The organism is Pseudonocardia wallangbongensis, assembly GCF_054486945.1.
In genome coordinates this window covers 544,728-562,702 of sequence record NZ_JBRERS010000005.1, presented here as the reverse complement: position 1 = coordinate 562,702, position 17,975 = coordinate 544,728, and the positions used below count along the sequence as shown (strand labels likewise).

17 protein-coding genes are annotated in these 17,975 nt (G+C 73.2%); 12 read left to right on the top strand and 5 right to left on the bottom strand.

Annotated features, from left to right (window positions below; all coding sequences use genetic code 11):
• Nucleotides 1–47: 47 nt before the first annotated feature.
• Entirely contained in the window at nucleotides 48–1,010 is a 963-nt protein-coding gene (locus ACU436_RS21720; protein ID WP_459028006.1) for a GlxA family transcriptional regulator, read from the top strand.
• Here the strand turns inward: ACU436_RS21720 and ACU436_RS21715 are convergent.
• Nucleotides 1,007–2,542 (bottom strand): hypothetical protein, encoded by a 1,536-nt coding sequence (locus ACU436_RS21715; protein ID WP_459028004.1) that lies wholly within the window; start codon nucleotides 2,540–2,542, stop codon nucleotides 1,007–1,009. The two genes, ACU436_RS21720 and ACU436_RS21715, sit on opposite strands and share 4 nt — an antisense overlap.
• A 251-nt stretch (nucleotides 2,543–2,793) precedes the next feature.
• On the opposite strand from ACU436_RS21715, the gene serC reads away from it, so the two are divergent.
• Entirely contained in the window at nucleotides 2,794–3,930 is a 1,137-nt protein-coding gene (serC, locus tag ACU436_RS21710; protein WP_459028002.1) for a phosphoserine transaminase, read from the top strand.
• A 142-nt stretch (nucleotides 3,931–4,072) separates the two neighbouring features.
• Nucleotides 4,073–5,314 carry a septation protein SepH gene (gene sepH, locus ACU436_RS21705; protein WP_459028000.1) on the top strand — a complete coding sequence of 414 codons (1,242 nt, stop codon included), beginning with the start codon at nucleotides 4,073–4,075 and terminating at the stop codon, nucleotides 5,312–5,314.
• An 80-nt stretch (nucleotides 5,315–5,394) separates the two neighbouring features.
• Here the strand turns inward: sepH and ACU436_RS21700 are convergent, their stop codons facing one another.
• Nucleotides 5,395–5,949 (bottom strand): DUF2537 domain-containing protein, encoded by a 555-nt coding sequence (locus ACU436_RS21700; protein ID WP_459027998.1) that lies wholly within the window; start codon nucleotides 5,947–5,949, stop codon nucleotides 5,395–5,397.
• A 56-nt stretch (nucleotides 5,950–6,005) separates the two neighbouring features.
• Nucleotides 6,006–6,809: a TrmH family RNA methyltransferase gene (locus ACU436_RS21695; RefSeq protein WP_459027996.1), complete on the bottom strand. Its 804-nt coding sequence runs from the start codon at nucleotides 6,807–6,809 to the stop codon at nucleotides 6,006–6,008.
• 348 nt (nucleotides 6,810–7,157) lie between these two features.
• On the opposite strand from ACU436_RS21695, the gene ACU436_RS21690 reads away from it, so the two are divergent.
• The 5 genes from ACU436_RS21690 to ACU436_RS21670 all read left to right on the top strand — a co-directional run bounded on the left by ACU436_RS21690 (nucleotide 7,158) and on the right by ACU436_RS21670 (nucleotide 11,320).
• Nucleotides 7,158–8,663 carry a glutamate--cysteine ligase gene (locus tag ACU436_RS21690; RefSeq protein WP_459027994.1) on the top strand — a complete coding sequence of 502 codons (1,506 nt, stop codon included), beginning with the start codon at nucleotides 7,158–7,160 and terminating at the stop codon, nucleotides 8,661–8,663.
• A 170-nt stretch (nucleotides 8,664–8,833) separates the two neighbouring features.
• On the top strand, nucleotides 8,834–9,613 hold the full coding sequence (locus ACU436_RS21685; RefSeq protein WP_459027992.1) for a hypothetical protein: 780 nt from the start codon (nucleotides 8,834–8,836) through the stop codon (nucleotides 9,611–9,613).
• Complete coding sequence (locus ACU436_RS21680; protein WP_459027991.1) at nucleotides 9,610–10,221, top strand: hypothetical protein; 612 nt, start codon at nucleotides 9,610–9,612, stop codon at nucleotides 10,219–10,221. The genes ACU436_RS21685 and ACU436_RS21680 overlap by 4 nt, the downstream gene beginning before the upstream one ends.
• Before the next feature lie 455 nt (nucleotides 10,222–10,676).
• The gene (locus ACU436_RS21675; protein ID WP_459027989.1) at nucleotides 10,677–10,817 is read left to right on the top strand and encodes a hypothetical protein; all 141 of its coding nucleotides are present in this window, start codon (nucleotides 10,677–10,679) and stop codon (nucleotides 10,815–10,817) included.
• Nucleotides 10,814–11,320: a thioesterase family protein gene (locus tag ACU436_RS21670; protein ID WP_459027987.1), complete on the top strand. Its 507-nt coding sequence runs from the start codon at nucleotides 10,814–10,816 to the stop codon at nucleotides 11,318–11,320. Before ACU436_RS21675 ends, ACU436_RS21670 begins: the two co-directional genes overlap by 4 nt.
• 187 nt (nucleotides 11,321–11,507) lie before the next feature.
• On the opposite strand, the gene ACU436_RS21665 is transcribed toward ACU436_RS21670, so the two are convergent.
• Nucleotides 11,508–12,947 (bottom strand): NCS2 family permease, encoded by a 1,440-nt coding sequence (locus tag ACU436_RS21665; RefSeq protein ID WP_459027985.1) that lies wholly within the window; start codon nucleotides 12,945–12,947, stop codon nucleotides 11,508–11,510.
• Nucleotides 12,948–13,000: 53 nt separating this feature from the next.
• Here ACU436_RS21665 and ACU436_RS21660 point away from each other — a divergent pair, with 53 nt between their 5' ends.
• The 4 genes from ACU436_RS21660 (at nucleotide 13,001) to ACU436_RS21645 (ending at nucleotide 16,300) form a co-directional block, all read left to right on the top strand.
• Entirely contained in the window at nucleotides 13,001–13,252 is a 252-nt protein-coding gene (locus tag ACU436_RS21660) for a DUF2530 domain-containing protein (RefSeq protein ID WP_459027983.1), read from the top strand.
• A 20-nt stretch (nucleotides 13,253–13,272) separates the two neighbouring features.
• The gene (locus ACU436_RS21655; RefSeq protein ID WP_459027981.1) at nucleotides 13,273–14,010 is read left to right on the top strand and encodes an SDR family NAD(P)-dependent oxidoreductase; all 738 of its coding nucleotides are present in this window, start codon (nucleotides 13,273–13,275) and stop codon (nucleotides 14,008–14,010) included.
• A gap of 89 nt (nucleotides 14,011–14,099) precedes the next feature.
• Nucleotides 14,100–15,395: an MFS transporter gene (locus ACU436_RS21650; RefSeq protein WP_459027979.1), complete on the top strand. Its 1,296-nt coding sequence runs from the start codon at nucleotides 14,100–14,102 to the stop codon at nucleotides 15,393–15,395.
• On the top strand, nucleotides 15,392–16,300 hold the full coding sequence (locus tag ACU436_RS21645; protein WP_459027977.1) for an SMP-30/gluconolactonase/LRE family protein: 909 nt from the start codon (nucleotides 15,392–15,394) through the stop codon (nucleotides 16,298–16,300). The genes ACU436_RS21650 and ACU436_RS21645 overlap by 4 nt, the downstream gene beginning before the upstream one ends.
• A 478-nt stretch (nucleotides 16,301–16,778) precedes the next feature.
• On the opposite strand, the gene ACU436_RS21640 is transcribed toward ACU436_RS21645, so the two are convergent.
• Nucleotides 16,779–17,957: a L,D-transpeptidase gene (locus ACU436_RS21640; RefSeq protein WP_459027975.1), complete on the bottom strand. Its 1,179-nt coding sequence runs from the start codon at nucleotides 17,955–17,957 to the stop codon at nucleotides 16,779–16,781.
• Between the last annotated feature and the right edge of the window lie 18 nt (nucleotides 17,958–17,975).

Below are 17,975 nucleotides of genomic sequence, written 5' to 3'. Positions count from 1 at the left end.
CCCGTGGCGACAGTGGCCCGGAGGCCAACACATGAAAAGATCCGGCCATGAGTATGCGTCATGAGGTCGCCGTCCTCGCCCTGCCCGACGTGGTGGCGTTCGAGCTCGGGCTGCCGCACAAGCTCATCGGCACGGCCGTCGACGACGCGGAGCGGCTCCTCTACCGGGTGCGCGTCGCCACGCTGGACGGCGGCCCGGTGCGCACGTCGGCGGGGTACAGCGTGCTCCCCGAGCACGACGCCTCGATCCTGCGCACGGCCGACACCGTCATCATCCCGGGTATCTACAGCGGGTCGGCGAAGGACCGCGGCGTGCTCGAACCGGACCTCGCCGCCGCGCTGGACGGCCTGTCCGCCCGGATGGTCTCGATCTGCACCGGCGCCTTCGTGCTCGCCGCGGCCGGCCTGCTCGACGGGCGCCCCGCCACCACGCACTGGATGCACGCCGACGCGTTCCAATCGCTGTTCCCGCAGGTGAAGCTGGACCCGGACGTGCTGTACGTCGACGACGGCGACGTGCTCACCTCCGCCGGGAACGCCGCCGGTATCGACCTGTTGCTGCACATCGTCCGGCGCGACCACGGCTCGGGCGTGGCCAACCGGGTGGCCCGGCGCAGCGTCGTCGCGCCGTGGCGGGAGGGCGGGCAGTCCCAGTTCATGGAACCGGTGCCCGACCCGGACGGCCCCGGCACCGCCCCCACCAGGGCGTGGGCGCTCGACCGGCTCCACGAACCGCTCACCCTCGCCGAGCTCGCCGCGCACTCCACCATGAGCGTCCGGACCTTCACCCGCCGCTTCCGGCAGGAGACGGGCATGAGCCCGGCCCGGTGGCTCGTCCACCAGCGCGTGTCCGCCGCGCGGCGGCTGCTGGAGACCACCGAACTGCCGGTGGAGCGCATCGCGGCCGATTCCGGGTTCGGCACCACCGCGTCGCTGCGCCAGCACCTGCACGCGGCCATCGGCGTGGCGCCGCTCGCGTACCGCCGCACCTACCGCGGCGTGGCCGGCTAGACCGACCGCGCGAGCTCGACGTCGAGCCGCTCCTTGCGGATCCGCTGGTCGACGTAGAGCAGCCCGGCGACGCCCACGCCGAACGGCACGGCGAACGTCCCGACCACGACGGCGGCCACCGCGGTCCGGATCAGCTCCCCGGTATCCGGTGTGTCGGTGGGGATCGCGCCGAACAGACCCATGACGACGATCGCGGCCACGGCCACGAGGAGCCAGCTGAGCAGCAGGGTGCCGAACGTCCGCCACCAGGCGCCCCGCAGCAGCAGGCTGGACCGCTGCAACGCGGCCATCACGCCGATCGGTTCCAACACGTACGCCGCGGGCGCCAGCACCCACAGCACGCTCAGGAAGACGGTGGCGACCAGCGCGACCAGGAAGAGGAAGACCCCCAGCCCGATCGCCTCGCCGGAGCCCGTCGCGGTGGAGACGAGCGCGAGCAGCACGGGGATCAGCAGGATCACCACGACGACCAGCGCGACGAACAACATCAGCCCGATCAGGCCCGGCACCCGCGGTGCGGCCACCTTCCAGGCATGACGGGCCGCGATGCGCCGCCCCAGCACGGCCTGGCTGAGCACGACGAGCAGCAGCCCCGCGAGCACGGCGCTGAGCACGACCGAGACGACAGTGCTCCCGAAAGCCCCGAGAACGGTGCCGACCATCCCGCTCACCCGGCCCCGCGCCAGCGCCGCCGGGTTGATCCGGGGCAGTGCGAGCTGGACCACCAGCTGGATCGCCTGGACGACGACCATGACGGCCGCGCTCACCCCGAGCGTCGGCAACGGGTTCGTCCTGATGTAGCGCACGGCGCCCACCATCACGTCGCTCGCGGAGAGCGGGCGGAGCGGCACGATCCCGGGGCGGGGTTCCTGGCCGGTGGGCCCGGCACCGTAGGGCGCCGGCCCGTACCCGTACCCGTACCCGGACGGCGGTCCGTACCCCTGCTGCCCGTACCCCTGCGACCAGTACCCCGACCCGTAGGCCTGCGACCCGTACCCCGGCTGCCCGTAGGCCGACTGCCCGTACTCGGGCTGCCCGTAGACCGGCTGCCCATAGACCGGCTGCCCGTAAGCCGGCGGAGGGCCGTAACCGGACGGCCCGTACGTCGGATGTCCGTACCCGGTCGGCCCGTATCCGGGCTGGACGTATCCCGGCTGCTCCTGGACCTGCGGCCGGTACCCGGCCTGCGGCTGCACCGACTCGGTGACGGTCGGAGGATCGGCGGGGCTCTGCTCGGTGGGGTCGGCGGCGCCGTCGGTCCGGCCGGCGGGTTCCCTCTCGGCGTCGGCCTCCGGCCCGCTCTCGGGCGCGGCGCCGGGTCCGGCCGGCTGATCCGCAGCCGCCGCCGCGGGCACGCCGGTGCCGCTCGGGGTGGGTTCGGTCGCGGGGTCGGAGGGCGGCACCTCCGGACGGGTCTCGTCCTGTTCGGGGACCGGGGCGGTCGGCCGGTCGACGGCCGGTGGCCCGGGCTCGCCGCCCTCCGCTCCCTCCGGGCGCTCGCCCGGCTCCGGTCGATCCGATGCGTTCGACATCTCTCTCCACTGCCCCTTCGGCCGACGATCTACGCTCCATCGTGTCAGCGAACGGCCGCACACGTGGGGCCGAACGGAGGTCGCGCGCGTCGGATGCACGGCGCCGCCGTGACTTCACACACTCCGTCCCAGCTTCACACAAGGCCTTCCTCGTGTGATGTGCCCATTGGGTTCCTGAAGTGCGGTTTGTGCCGGACGGGCGTGAGGACCCGCACCCGTTCGGGCCTAGCCGCGACTGCGACACTGGCACTGTGACCGTTTCCTCGTCCACCGATCTGCAGATCCCCGCCGACCTCAAGCCCGCCGACGGACGGTTCGGCTGCGGCCCCTCGAAGGTCCGCCCGGAGCAGCTCACGGCGCTCGCCGGGGCAGGTGCGGCGATCATGGGCACGTCGCACCGCCAGAAGCCGGTGAAATCGCTGGTCGGCCGGGTGCGCGGTGGGCTGCGGGAGCTGTTCTCGCTGCCCGAGGGCTACGAGGTCGTGCTCGGCAACGGCGGTTCCACGGCGTTCTGGGACGCCGCCGCGTTCGGGCTGGTCCGCGAGCGCGCGCTGCACCTCACGTACGGCGAGTTCTCCTCCAAGTTCGCCGACTCCACGCGCGGCGCCCCGTTCCTCGCCGAGCCGGTGGTGGTCAAGGCCGATCCGGGTAGCGCGCCCGAACCCACCGCCGACCCGTCGTGCGACGCGCTGGCCTGGGCGCACAACGAGACCTCGACCGGCGTGTCCGTGCCGGTCGTCCGCCCCGAGGGCGCCACACCCGACCAGCTCGTGTTGATCGACGCCACGTCCGGGGCGGCCGGGCTGCCGGTCGACGTGAGCCAGGCCGACGCGTACTACTTCGCCCCGCAGAAGGGTTTCGCGTCCGACGGCGGGCTCTGGGCCGCCCTGATGAGCCCCGCCGCCCTGGAGCGCGTGAGCGAGCTCGCCGCCACCGACCGCTGGATCCCGCCGTTCCTGTCGCTCGCCACGGCGGTCGACAACTCGGTGAAGGACCAGACCTACAACACGCCCGCGCTCGCCACGCTCTACCTCATGGCGGAGCAGATCGACTGGATGCTCGGGCTCGGCGGCCTCGACGCCTGCGTCGCGCGCACGGCCGACTCGTCCGGGCGGCTCTACGCGTGGGCGGAGAAGTCGGAGTTCGCCACCCCGTTCGTGACCGACCCGGCCCACCGGTCCCAGGTGGTCGGCACGATCGACTTCGTCGACTCCGTCGACGCGGCGGCCGTCGCGAAGACGCTGCGCGCCAACGGCATCGTCGACACGGAGCCGTACCGCAAGCTGGGTCGCAACCAGCTGCGGATCGGCATGTTCCCCGCCGTCGAACCGGCCGACGTCACCGCCCTCACGGCGTGCATCGACTGGGTCGTCGAGCGGCAGTCCTGATCAGCGCTGTAAGCGCTGCGTAGTCACACCGGTAACATGCGTCCCAGCTCGACCCGGGTGTCGTCGGCGCGCCTCCGACGCGGGGTGCGATCCGGCAACTAACGTCACCCGGACGGGGAGAACGAGAGCGGGAGGGCCGCTGATGCGGGCGCTGCGGGTCGTCGGGATCACCGAGGGTGGCGGTGAGTTCTCCGTCGTCCTCGAGGACCCGGTCCGACGCGAGCGCTACACCGTACCGGCGGACGAGCAGCTGCGCGCCGCTGCGAGGGGGGATCTCACCCGGCTCGGACAGATCTCGATCGAGTTGGAGAGCCAGTTGCGTCCACGTGAGATCCAGGCCCGGATCCGCGCCGGAGCGTCCGTGGAGCAGGTCGCCGGTGCGGCCGGTGTGCCGCTGCAGAAGATCGAGCGGTTCGCCTACCCCGTGCTGCTGGAGCGCTCCCGCACCGCCGAGGTCGCCCAGCGGGCCCACCCGATGCGCGCCGACGGGCCCGACACCCGCACCCTCGGCGACGTCGTCGCCCACACCTTCGGACTGCGCGGCCAGGAGTACGCCGACGCCGAGTGGGACTCGTGGAAGGGCGAGGACGGCAAGTGGGTCGTCGCCCTCTCCTGGCACGCCGGGCGATCGGACAACCGCGCGCACTGGACGTTCCAGCCGGGCGCCCACGGCGGCACGGTCACCGCCCTCGACGAGCACGCCAGCGACCTGGTCGAGGGCCTGCCCGCCCGGCCACTGCGCACCGTCGGGCCGGTCATCGACATCGCGCGCTCCGAGGACCCCGCACCCGCTCCCGGGCCCGAGGAGGAACTGCGGGCCGTCGCGTCCGACTCCGTCCGCGGCTCGCGGATCGATCCGCCGCCCACCGCCGAGGCCCGCACGGCCGAGCGCACGGCGGCCCGCACGGCGCCGGAGCCCCGCCGGCCCGTGCCACCCGCACAGCGCCAGCCCCCGGCCGAGGCGTCGCGCGCCGAGCCGTCCCGTCCCGAGCGCACGCGCACCGAGCCCGCGGACGCCGGCGACCGGCAGGACCGCTCCGCACCGGACGGCGCCGCCGCTGCCCCCGCGAGCACGCCGGAACGCACCGACAACGGCAAGCCCGCCGAGCCGGACGTCGCCGAACAGCGCCCGGCCAAGGGTGGCACCACGCGCGAGCCGGCCGGCTCCCCGGAACGGCGCCGTCCCGAGCCCGCCCGCACGGAGAAGGCGCCCAGCACCCCCGCGGCGAGCGCCGAACCCGCCACCGCCGAGGCCCCCACCCACGAGGATCCCGCGGCCGCTGCGGCCCCGTCGCAGCCCGCCGCGAGCAAGCGCACCAAGAAGGGCAAGCCGGTCATGCCGTCCTGGGACGAGGTCCTGCTGGGCGTCCGCGGCCAGCGCTGACGCCCTCGTTGCAGTAAAGCCACATTCCTGCCGTCTGGTTGCAGGAAAGTGGCTTTGCTGCAACCGGGCCCACCTCGACCTCAGCCGAGCTGCCCGAGCAGGAGCACCACCCACGCGGTCGCGAGGCCGGCTGCGGCGCCGAGCGCGGGCCAGCGCCAGAACGGCATGTGCCGCAGCAGGTGCAGCGAGGGCGCGAGCCCCAGGGCGACGAGGATGTTCGCGGGTACCCAGAGCACCCCGAACGCGTCGGCGAACGCGCGGCTGAGCGCGACGTCGCCGACCGCGACGACCACGGCCGTGAACCCGGAGATGGTGAGGCCGGTGGCCCACGGCGTGGGTTCCGCGTCGTCGGGCCGGCGCGGGATCGGGCCCGTGTTCGGCGCCGGCACCGCCTCGACCCGGCCGGACACGGGATCGGTGTAGGTGACCGTGCGCCCCAGGGCGTCGGCGACGCGGACGGCGAGCTGGCGGCCCCTGATCTGGAGCATGTCGCGCTCCGTCGGCCCGCCCGTGCCGGAGACGGTGACGGCGAACGCCGCCCACTCCCGCAGGGCGTCCTCGAGGTCGACCGGCAGGGGTGGGTCGCCCGGCCTGCGCTCGCCGAGCAGTACCCGTCCCCCCGAGCCGAGCCGCACGTCGCCAGCCTAGGTCGCCGCCGTATCCGCGGCAGGGTGAGAACGGGACCAATCGGTCATAGCGGGGTGAGCGCGTGGAACGCCACGGCCGCCGCCGTTGCGACGTTCAGCGAGTCGACGCCGGGCGCCATCGGGATCCGGACCCGCAGGTCGGCGGCGGCGAGGGCCTCCGCGGTGAGCCCGGGCCCCTCGGCGCCCAGGAGCACGGCGATGCGACCGGCCGGCGCCACGGTGGAGAGGGGCTGCCCGTCGGCGGCCGGGGTGAGGGCGGCGACCCGCAGGCCCGCGACCCGCAGGACGTCGAGCGACGCCGGCCACGGGCCGGGCAGCTCGGCGAACGGAACGCGCAGCACGTGCCCCATCGAGACCCGGACGCTGCGCCGGTAGAGCGGGTCGGAGCAGCGCGGGCCCAGCAGCACGGCATCCACCCCCAGCGCCGCCGCGTTGCGGAAGAGCGCCCCGAGGTTCTCGTGGTCGTTCACGCCCTCCAGCACGGCGACGAGGCGGGCATGCCGCAGGAGGGCGGCGACATCGGGGGGCGCCGCCCGGTCGGCCACCGCGAGCACGCCCCGGTTGAGGTGGAAACCCACGACGGCGGCCATCGTCTCGGCGTCGGCGGCGTAGGCCGGCACGGGGAGCGCGGCGAGGTCGTCGGACAGCTCGTCGAACCGCCGGGGCACGCCGAGGAGCGACCGCACCGGGTACAGCGAGTCGATCATGCGGCGGACCACGACGACGCCCTCCGCGATCACCAGTCCGCGCCCGCCGGGCCGGTCGGGGCGGCGGTCGGCGGTGGTGAGGTCGCGGAAGTCGTCCACCCGGGGATCGGCCGGGTCATCGACGCGGGTGATGGTCGCCACGGGGGGACATCGTCGCAGGGTGGGCCACCAGTGTCCCGGGCCGGGAGTCCGGTGCGTAGACGGCGGATCCAGGTTTTCGCTGGGTGCCTCGGCGGGCAGGCCTCCTACCGGGCGTACTCGGCCGGTTCGCCGGTGTGCACAGCGGGAAGCTGGGCCGTCGAGTTACGTGATGGGCTCCCGGCCCGGGGCACTCGGCCTGCAGCGGTCATCCGGTCGGCCGTAGCGGAGGGATCACCACGCGTGCCACGGTGGACAGCCCGCGCGCGACGCGGCCGCCGCCGCGGCCGGTTCGCCCGCGAGCATCGAGCGAAGCTCCGGGCACGCCCGGGGGCGGGAGGCAGCGCACGCATGGGCCAGGACGTCGACCGACGGACGTTCAGTCGACGGGATCGGCAGCGCTACCGCACCAAGGTGCAGCGCTGTCTCGACGCGCTCGCGATCATGTTGCGGGAGCACCCGTTCGCCCGTGACGAGCCGATCACCGGGCTGGAGGTCGAGCTCAACCTCGTCGGCCACGATTTCGCCCCGTCACTCGCCGGGGCCGATGTGCTGGCGGCGATCGGCTCCACCCAGTTCCAGTCCGAGCTCGGGCGCTGGAACCTCGAGCTGAACCTGCCGCCCCGCCCGCTGCCCGGCGACGAGTGGCGCCACCTCGAACGCCACCTGCTCGACGAGCTCGCCGTGGCCCGCGCCAAAGCGGTGGACTGCGGTGCGCAGCTCGCCGTCATCGGGATCCTGCCCACGCTGCAGCGCCACCACCTCGTGGTCGATGCGCTCTCGCCCGACCAGCGCTACGCCACGCTCAACGAGCAGATGCTGAGCGCCCGCGGCGAACCGGTCCGCCTCGACATCGCGGGCGACGACCCGTCGGGCCGCCACGGCGTCGAGCCGGAACACCTGCAGGCCGATTTCGACTCCATCGCACCGGAGGCCGCCTGCACGTCGATGCAGCTGCACCTGCAGGTGCACCCGGACTCGTTCGCCGGCTACTGGAACGCGGCGCAGTGCCTGGCCGGCGTGCAGCTCGCGGTGGGCGCGAACTCGCCGTTCCTGCTGGGCTCGCGGCTGTGGGCCGAGACCCGCGTCCCGCTGTTCGAGCAGTCGTGCGACGTGCGCACCCCGGAGCTGCGCAACCAGGGGGTACGCCCGCGCGTGTGGTTCGGCGAGCGCTGGATCACCTCGATCCTCGACCTGTTCTCCGAGAACGGCCGCTACTTCCCCGCGCTCATGCCCGTCACGGAGGACAGCGACCCGATGGCCGACCTGGAGGCCGGGCGGGTGCCGGGGCTCGACGAGCTGCGGCTGCACAACGGCACGATCTGGCGGTGGAACCGGCCGGTCTACGACGTGGCCGACGGCGTGCCGCACGTGCGGGTGGAGAACCGGGTGCTGCCGGCCGGACCCACCGTGGTGGACATGGTGGCCAACGCGCTCTTCTTCTACGGCCTGCTGCGCACGCTCGTCGAGGCCGAGCGGCCGCTGTGGAGCATGATGTCGTTCGAGGCCGCCGAGGAGAACTTCATCACCGCCGCCCGGCACGGCCTCGACGGCCCGCTGTACTGGCCGGGCACCGGCTGGATCCGCCCGGACGAGCTGGTGCTGCGCAAGCTGCTCCCGCAGGCCGCCGACGGCCTCACCCGCTGGGGCGTCGAGGCGGACGTCACCGACCGCTTCCTGTCGATCATCGAGCAGCGCTGCGTCAGCCGCCGCACCGGCGCGAGCTGGCAGCTCGACACGGTGGCCGCGCTCGAGGACGGCGGTGCCGACCGGCCGGCCGCCCTGCGCGGCATGCTCGAGCGCTACCTGGAGTGCTCGGCGTCCAACGAGCCGGTGCACACCTGGCCGGTCCCGTAGGGCGAGGTGGACGGAGCGCTGCCGCCGCGTTCACACCTGCAAACGTCTTTCGGATTTCCCGCCCGCCGGGTCCGGGCCTGCTCCTACCGTCGTCGCGTGCCGCGCCCGACCGATGGGGGAACCATGCCCGATCCCACCCGCCCCGACCGCCCCACCGTCCCGCCCGGCCGGTGACCGCCGTGGCCCCGTTCCGGCTCTTCGGCCGCGCCCCGGAGCCGGCTCCCGCCGAACCGGTGGGCGAGCAGACCAGGGAGGCGCTCCCGCCCTACCCGGGCACGGCGTGGGGCGCCGCGGCATGGCCGGCGAGCGGGCCGCCCGGGTGGGCCGGGCCGGGCGGTGCCGAGCCGCCCACGGACCCGCGCGGCTTCCCCGCGGTGCCGGCACCCCGTCCGGTCGCGTACCCGAGCCCCGAGCCGGCCGAGGCCTCGGCCCTGGCGGGCGCGTTCGCGGTCGACTACCTGTCCTGGGACGAGGACGACCCGGCCCGTCGTGGCCGGGTCCTGCGCGACTACCTGGTGATGCCCGGCGGCGACCCGGCCCGCATCGGGTGGAACGGCGCGGGCAGGCAGCGCGCGGACTTCGCGCTCCCGGGCCGCGTGCGTGGCGACGGCGAGGGGCGCGTGCTCGTCGACGTCCGGGTCCGGGTCACGCCGTACCGGGCGGTCGGCGAGCACGAGGTGCGCGCCGCCGGCCGGGACGTGGACGCGGCGCAGGTGGGTGTGCCCGCGGTGGCGCCCGCGCCCACCGGCCGGGGGTGGCGCAGCCTGGCGTCCCGCTGGGTGCGGCTGTCCGTGCCGGTGGTGTGGGACGGCGGGCGGCTGGCCGTCGACGCGTGGGAGGAGACGCTCGGCGAGGACGAGCCGCCGCTCCCCCCACCGGCTCCGCCCGGCCGTGAGCACACCCTCGCCGAGGACGACCCGTTCGCCGAGCTGCCCGAGGGGCTCCGGTGAGTTCCGCGCGCCCACCGGTGATCACCGGCATCACGCGCGGCAGCGGCACCAGCACCCTCGCCGCGGCCCTGCACACGATCGACGGCGGGCTCCTCCCACCCGGCACCGCGGGCGAGGCCGACGTGCTGGTCTCCCGGTCCGACGAGCAGTCCATGCGGCAGGCCACGACGCTGGTGGTCCCCGCCGGCGCCGCGGCCGGGTTGCGGCCGGTGCTCGTGCTCGCCGGGATCGCACCGGGGATCCCCACGCCCCCGGTGCCGCCGGGGCGCTTCGGGGCGGTGGTGGCGCTGCCGCACGTGCGCCGCTGGCTCGTCGCCGATTCGCGCGCGGAGGCCGCCGCCGTGCTCGCCTACGCGCCCGAGCGGCTCCCGGCCGACGTGCGCGCGTACGCGGCGGCCCTGCATCGGATCGTCTCCGCCCTGGTCGGATCGGGGCAACTGCAGCGTGCGGGCCCCCCGCTGGTGTCGCGACCCGCCGCCGCCACCCTCTGGCGGGGTCTGCGGCCGTCCGCGCCGGTGGGCCCGGGGCCGTCGCCGGGGTCCCCGCTCGTCCCGGAGCCGGACGACGAGGTGTTGGAGGGCGAACCCGTGGCGGCCGGCATGCCGTGAGAACGCCGGCGGGCGAACCGGCTCCGTGGCCACGTGACCCGGCCGTGGGCCCCCCGTCCGGGTGGAATGACCGCCCTGTTCGACCGGGGGCGTGTCGCGTGCGGCCGCCGCACCTCTACCTGATCGATCGCTCGCGAGACGTCTGATCGTCCGGGTTAGCCGGGCCCGGCACCGGCCATTTCATGATCATCATGAGCTCCCGGTCGGTGGGGCCCGCCTCCCGAATGGGGTGAGCGGATACGGGAGAGCCGCTCTGAATCGGTCATGCACACTGGGCGCCGCACACCCGAGAAGACGCTCCCCGGCCACCCGGGAGCTATTCGATGGTTTGCGAACGGGACCCGTGACATCGACGACGAATCCGGGCCCGCACGCGGAATCCACGCACCTGTGTCCGCGACCACCCCTGCCTTCTCGACGCTTCGACGCCGAGTACGACACTCCCAGGAGAGAAAGTGCATCTCGAATTGACCGAGCTCGACGGCACAACGATCTGCGGCGACACCCTGCGCCCTATCTCCGACCAGGAATGGACCTGCGTCGGACGCCCCGCGCATGACGACGACCACCTCGCGCTCGACGGAACCCGCTGGTGAGCGCGCTACTCACGGTCGGCATGACCCAGACCGTCACGTACCGGGTGGGCCGGGAGAACATGGTGCAACAGCTGCTTCCGGGCGTCCCGGAGTTCATCCACAAACCAGAGGTGATGGCGAGCGGCTGGCTCCTCGGGGTCTGCGAATGGCCCGCGATGCTCGCCATCAGCAGATACACCCGCACCGACGAGTGTTCCCTGGGAACGCGTTTCGAGCTCACCCACGTGGCGCCCGTTCCGGCCGGCGCGACATTGACCGTCGTGGCTCGGTGCACGCTCGCGGAGGGTCGGTACAGCGAATGGCAGGTCGATGCGCGCGACGACGTGGAGTTGGTCGCCTCAGGCGTACTGGGTTTCTGCGTCGTGAGCCTCGAGCGGTTCACCTCTCGACGGCTGGACCCCAAATCGGCGCTGCTGCAGCAGCAGGAGGCGCTGGGTCGCCGGGTGCCACCGTCGGGCCCGGTCGCGAGCGGCTCCCTGGTCGGCGCCGTCGCGATGGTGTGACGCACGATGACGTGAGGCACCGGAGCCCGGACCGGTGACCCCGCAGGACCCGGCGGAGGCCTGACCGCGTGTGGGGCCCGGGCGGGTTGGCGGGGGCCCCACAGGTTTCCCGAACTGACGCGCCGCTCCCACCACGAAGCGACGAGCTGAGGTTAGCCTACCCTCTCCTCTGCGCGCAACCCCCGGATCACGCGACGCCGAACAACGCCTGCAGCGGCCCCACCGCGAAGTACCCCACGAACGCCACGGCCACCACCCACATGAGCCAGTGCACCTCCCGCGCGCGCCCGGTCGCCGCCGTCAGCACGACGTAGGAGACGAACCCCGCCCCGATGCCGTTGGCGATCGAGTACGTGAAGGGCATCACCGCGATCGTCAGGAACGCGGGGAGCGCCACCCGGAAGTCGGTGAGGTCGATGTCGGTGATCTGCCGGACCATCAGCGCGCCGACGACCACCAGCGCGGGCGCCGCCGCCTCGATCGGCACCACGGAGTAGAGCGGGGTGAAGAACATCGCCAGCAGGAACAGCACCCCGGTGAGCACGCTGGCGAGTCCGGTGCGCGCGCCCTCGGCGATCCCGGACGCCGACTCGACGAACACCGTGTTGGACGAGGACGAGGCGGCCCCGCCGGCCACCGCCCCGGCGGCGTCGACGATCAGCGCCGGCCCGACCCTGGGCAGCTGGCCGTCCGCCCCGATGAACCCGGCCTGCCGGCCGAGGCCGGTGATCGTGCCCATCGTGTCGAAGAAGTCGGCGAGCACCAGGCTGAACACCAGGAGCACCACGGTGAGCAGGTCGACGTGGGTGAACGCGCCGAAGGAGAACGCGCCTACGAGCGAGAGGTCCGGGAGCCCGACGACGCTCTCCGGCAACGCGGGCACCGAGAGGCCCCACCCGCGCGGGTTCGTCCCGGCGGACGGCCCGACCTGCGCGATCGCCTCCACGACGATCGCGACGGCCGTGGTGACCGCGACCCCGATCAGGATCCCGCCGCGCACGCCGCGCGCCACGAGCGTGCCCGTGACGAGCAACCCGACGACGAACACGAAGGTGGGCCACGACGCGATCGAGTTCTCGATGCCGAGACCGACCGGCACGGTGGTGCCCGCCGCGTCGGGCACCCGCCGGACGAAACCGGCGTCCACCAGCCCGATGAAGGCGATGAACAACCCGATCCCCACGGCGATCGCGGCCTTGAGCGACGCCGGGACGATGTTGAAGATCGCCGTTCGGAAACCCGTCGCCGCGAGCACCACGACCACGAGCCCCTCGACGACGATCAGGCCCATGGCCTCCGGCCAGCTCATCAGCGGCGCGAGGGTGACCGCGACGAACGCGTTGATCCCGAGGCCGGTGGCGATCGCGAACGGGTAGTTCACGATCAGCCCGAACGCCAGCGTCATCACGCCGGCCACGAGCGCCGTGACGGCCGCGACCTGCGGCACCGAGAGGACGTTGCCCAGCGCGTCCGTCTTGGCGCCCGGACCGTCCGCCGTGAAGCTGCCGATGATCAGTGGGTTGAGCACGACGATGTAGGCCATCGTCACGAACGTCACGAGGCCGCCGCGCAGCTCGCGGCCGACGGTGGAACCGCGCCCGTGCACGCGGAAGAGGCGTTCGATCACGCGCGCAGGGTAAGGGGCCCGTGTTACGAGCGCATTCCACGTAGGCTCCCGGCATGATCTCGCCGCCGCCGCTGCCGGCCCGGCTGTCCCGGCCGGCGCTGGTCGCGGTCGTGGGCAGCGCGCTGTGGCTGGCGGCCGCCGCCGCGCTCCTCGTCACCGCCCTTCTGGGCGGGCGGCCGCTCGACATCTGGTTCACCGCCTGCCTCGCGGGTGCGTTCCTCGGCGCCGTGGGCTACGGGATCTTCGCCTGGCAGCGTGCGGCGGCCCGCCGCGGCTCCCGCACGGCCCAGCAGGGGCTGGAGTAGACCCGCATAGGGTTGGCGGCATGACCGATCGACCCACCGCAGTCGTCACCGGCGCCAGCTCCGGCATCGGGGCCGCCACCGCCCGCGCGTTGGCCAAGGCCGGCTTCCACGTCGTGCTGGGGGCACGCCGGGTCGACCGCTGCGCCGAGATCGCCGCCGAGATCGACGGCACCGCGATCCGGCTCGACGTCACCGACGGCGAGTCGGTGGCGGCCTTCGCCGCGGCCGTCCCGGACTGCCGGCTGCTGGTCAACAACGCCGGTGGCGCGAAGGGCCTCGAGCCGGTCGCGGAGGCCGACGAGGACGCGTGGCGCTGGATGTTCGAGGTCAACGTGATGGGCACGCTGCGCATGACCAAGGCGCTGCTGCCGGCGCTCGTGGCCTCCGGCGACGGGCACATCGTCACGATCACCTCGATCGCGGCCGTCGAGGCCTACGACAACGGCGCGGGGTACACGGGCGCGAAGCACGCGCAGTCGGTGCTGCACCGGACGCTGCGCGGCGAGCTGCTCGGGCAGCCGGTGCGGCTCACCGAGATCCTGCCGGGGATGGTCGAGACCGACTTCTCGCTGGTCCGCTTCGGCGGCGACGAGGAGCGGGCGGCGGGCGTCTACCGCGGGATCACCCCGCTCACCGCCGACGACGTGGCCGACGTGATCGCGTTCGCCGCCACCCGGCCGTCGCACGTGAACCTGGACCAGATCGTGCTGAAGCCGCGCGCACAGGCGAGCGCCACCCGGGCCCACCGAAACATCTGATGACTGGTTGACGGTCGCGTGATCGCGGGCGGAGGATGACGGCGCTGATCACCGGCTCCCCCGCTCCCCGATGCGCCACCGAGGTCGCCATGTCCGAGAAGCCGCCGGCCACGCACGGCCGATCCTGGATGCCCCGCGCACACCCGCTGTCCTGGGGCACCTTGGCGATCACCACCGGCGCCATCCTCATGACGTCGGTGGACGGCGGCATCCTGCCCGCCGTGCTGCCGGCGATCCAGGAGGACTTCGAGCTCAACGCGACGCAGGCCGGGCTCGTGAACTCGGTGTTCTTCGCCGGCCTCATCGTCGGGGCCCTGGTGTTCGGCTGGCTCTCCGACCGCATCGGCACCGGGTACCGGCGTTCCTGGACCTGGAACATCGCGATGATCATCGGGATCCTCGGCGGTGCGCTGACGTTCGGCCTGGCCGGCAGCTTCGCGGCGTTCCTGCTGCTGCGGATCCCGATGGGGATCAGCCGCGGCGGCTCGGAGCCGGTGAACGTCGCGCTGGTCAGCGAGTGGTGGCCGCGGGAGTACCGCGGGTTCGCGGTGGGCGTGCACCACACCGGCTTCCCGCTCGGGCAGTTCCTCACCGGCGCCCTGATCGCGGCGGTGCTCGGCGTCGCGGGCTGGCAGGAGGCGTTCCTGCTCATCCCGCTGCTCGGGATCCCGATCATCGCGCTGCAGGCGTTCATCGGCACCAGGCGCAACCAGCAGCGCGTCTACGACTGGATCGACGCCCACGGCTACACGAAGCCCCTGCCGGAGCTGTCCACCCGCCCGAAGGGTCTCGGCCTCGCCCCCGTGAAGGAGGCGCTGGCCAACGCGAACGTCCGCTGGTCGGTCGTGCTGATCTTCCTGTTCCTGTGGGCGGAGTCCGGCACCGTCACCTTCCTGACGGTGCAGCTCGTCGACCAGGGCATCGACCTCGGCCTCGCCGCCCTCCTCTCCGGGGCCTCGGGCCTCACGGGGTGGATCGGGCAGGTGGTGTGGGGTGCGTGGTCCGACCACGCGGGGCGCAAGTTCGCCATCCGGTTCCTCGTGGTGGGCTGGGTCGCCAGCATGCTGGCGATGATCTTCATCACCAGCCCGGCGAGCGCGTGGATCGTGCTGCTCGCGTGGGGCCTGTTCCGCAACGCGCCGTTCCCCGTGGTGTACGCGTTGCTCATCGACTCCGTGCCGCGGGCGGCCGGCACCGCGATGGGAATCATGATCGGGCTGGCGCTGGGCGTGTCCGGCGTGCTCGCCGCCGCCGTGTCCGGCTGGATCATCGACTCCGGCGGCTTCACCGTGCACTACATCGTGCTCGCCGTGATCTGCCTGATCGGGCTGCTGCCCTTGGCCAGGATGACGGAGACCGTGACGACCGCGGAGGTGTCGACGTGACCGACCTGCTCGAAGCCGGACCCGAGTTGGAGAAGGTGGCCACCGGATCGATCTGGGCGGAGGGTCCGGTCTGGATCCCCGCCGAGCGCGCCGTGCGCTACAGCGACATCCCGAACAACCGCATCCTGCAGTTCTCCGAACCGAGCGGGGAGCTCGGCGTCTACCGGGAGAACGCCGAGTTCACCAACGGCCGCACCCTCGACCTGGACGGCTCGGTGATCCAGTGCTCGCACGGGAGGCGGCGGGTGGAGCGCGACCGCGACGGCGTCGTGGAGAGCGTCGTCGACCGGTGGGGCGGCGCGCGGCTCAACTCGCCCAACGACGTCGTCGTGAAGAGCGACGGCACGATCTGGTTCACCGACCCGTCGTACGGGATCATGAAGCCCACCGAGGGCCACGCCGGCGAGCTCGAGTACGGCGACCACTACGTCTTCCGCTTCGACCCGCGCGACGGTTCCGTCGTCCCGGCCGTCATCGACGTCGAGACGCCGAACGGCCTGGCCTTCTCCCCCGACGAGTCGCTGCTCTACGTCGCCGACTCCGGCACCTCCCCGCCCAGCGGCGAGCGCGACCCGGACCGTCCCGGCGGGCACTCCATCCACGTCTACGACGTGTTCGACGGCCGGCTGTGCAAGAACGGCCGCGAGCTCGTCGAGGTCTCCCCCGGCGTCCCCGACGGTTTCCGGGTCGACGAGCACGGCAACGTCTGGACCTCCAGCCACGACTCCGTGCAGGTCTTCGACCCGGCGGGCACGCCGCTGCTGCGGATCCCGGTGCCCGAGAAGATCGCGAACCTGTGCTTCGGCGGCGACGACGGCCGCACGGTCTACATCGCGGCGAGCACGAGCCTCTACCGGATCCGCACCACGGTCCGGGACGCGGCGGCCCTGCTGCGCGCGAGCTGATCCAGGATCGCGTGGACCGGTAGCACCCCGGCGGGCAACCTCGACCCCGGTGTGTGGCGGGCTCTCGCACGAGGCACCCCGTTGCCGCTGCCCGACCGCGGCCTCGGCGTGCTGCACCACGTCCACGCGGACGACGTCGCGCAGGCGTTCGAGCGGGCATTGACCCGTCCCGCGGCGATCGGTTCGAGCTTCCACGTCGTGGCGGAGCAGGCGATGACCTCGCGGGGCCTCGCGCACGAGGTGGCGGGGTGGTTCGGGCGCGAACCCGTGCTCGACCTCCTGGACTGGACCGAGTTCGAGTCCCGGGTAGCGGCGGAGTACGCCGGGCAGACCCGCGAGCACGTCTCCCGCTCGATCAGCCAGCATCGACCGGGCTCGCGCCGTGCTGGGCTACGCCCCGCGGTACGCGGCGCCGGAAGCGCTGCGGGAAGCGCTGGACTGGCTCGTCGCGAACGGGCGGGTCGAGCTGGGCTGAAGGTCAGCCCTCCAGCGCCGACAGGGCCTTCCACTCGTCCCAGGACAGCGTCCAGTCCCAGATGTCGCCGTCCCGGGGCGACAGCTTGACGTTGGTGCCCGTGACCTCGACGGGGTCGCCGTACATCGCGGAGTCGTAGTACGCCTTGGCGTTGTCGTTGGAGAGGTTGATGCAGCCGTGGCTGACGTTCGACGAGCCCTGCGCCCCCACCGTGGCGGGCTGGGCGTGGAGGAACTCGCCGTTGTTGCTGATCCGGACGGCCCACTTCATGTTGACGTCGTAGTCGAACTGCTGGCTCACCATCCGCCGCTCCGGGAACTTCTCGGTGACGACGTGGACGCCGGTGCGGGTGTTGCGCCGCGGGTCGGAGTCGAGCCCGTAGCTCGCCGGGAAGTCCCACATCTGCTTGCCGTCGCGGATGACCTCCACGCGGTGGCTGGACGCGTCGGCCTTGACGATCTGCGACCGCCCGATCTCGAACGTGCTGGTGACGTCGGCGGACCCGTAGTTGCCGCCGCCGTAGGGCACGCCGAACAGGTCGGCGGTGACCGTGACCTTCGTGTTGGCCGGCCAGTACTCGCGCGGCCGCCAGTCCACCCGCGACCCGCCACCCTCGTCGGGCAGCCAGCCCCATGCGCCCTCGACGGGAACCGATGTGTCGACCGAGAGCGCCCGCTCGACGGCCGCGCGGTCGTCGACGTGCTCGTCGAACTGGATCCGGATGGGTGCGGCGACCCCGACGGTGCGCCCGTCGCCGATGTTGAGGACGCCGCGCACGGTGTTCTTCGGAGCCACGGTGGTGAACGCGCCCTGCACCGGGACGGGCGCCCCGTCGCGACCGGTGGCGCTGCCACCCCACGTGTAGGTGGTGCCGTACTCGAGCTCCGCGGTGCTGCTCCACTCGGTGCGGTCGGCGTTCGGCTCGCCCTCGACGGCCTTGCCGTTCGGCCCGGTCAGCGTGATGTTGTCGAGCGTGCCGTCGGTGACGGACACCGTGGCCGACGCCCGCGGGTCGATGCCCGAGGCGTCCGCGCCCGGCGAGTACGCGAGCGTGGCCGGCGGTTCCAGTACCGGCGGCGGCGCGACGTGGGTCACGCGACCCGACGGGTCGGCTGTGGCGATCGTCACCACGCCGAGCAGGCCGACCAGAACCGCCGCCAGTGCGAGCAGGATCCTGCGCAAAACCGAGTCCCCCTTGCC

Bases quoted from the DNA above. Each gene is read 5' to 3' on its own strand.
- ACU436_RS21690 (WP_459027994.1), top strand. From the start codon at position 7,158: ATGGGCCAGGACGTCGACCGACGGACGTTCAGTCGACGGGATCGGCAG.
- ACU436_RS21655 (WP_459027981.1), top strand. From the start codon at position 13,273: ATGACCGATCGACCCACCGCAGTCGTCACCGGCGCCAGCTCCGGCATC.
- sepH (WP_459028000.1), top strand. From the start codon at position 4,073: ATGCGGGCGCTGCGGGTCGTCGGGATCACCGAGGGTGGCGGTGAGTTC.
- ACU436_RS21720 (WP_459028006.1), top strand. From the start codon at position 48: ATGAGTATGCGTCATGAGGTCGCCGTCCTCGCCCTGCCCGACGTGGTG.
- ACU436_RS21660 (WP_459027983.1), top strand. From the start codon at position 13,001: ATGATCTCGCCGCCGCCGCTGCCGGCCCGGCTGTCCCGGCCGGCGCTG.
- ACU436_RS21650 (WP_459027979.1), top strand. From the start codon at position 14,100: ATGTCCGAGAAGCCGCCGGCCACGCACGGCCGATCCTGGATGCCCCGC.
- ACU436_RS21715 (WP_459028004.1), bottom strand. From the start codon at position 2,542: ATGTCGAACGCATCGGATCGACCGGAGCCGGGCGAGCGCCCGGAGGGA.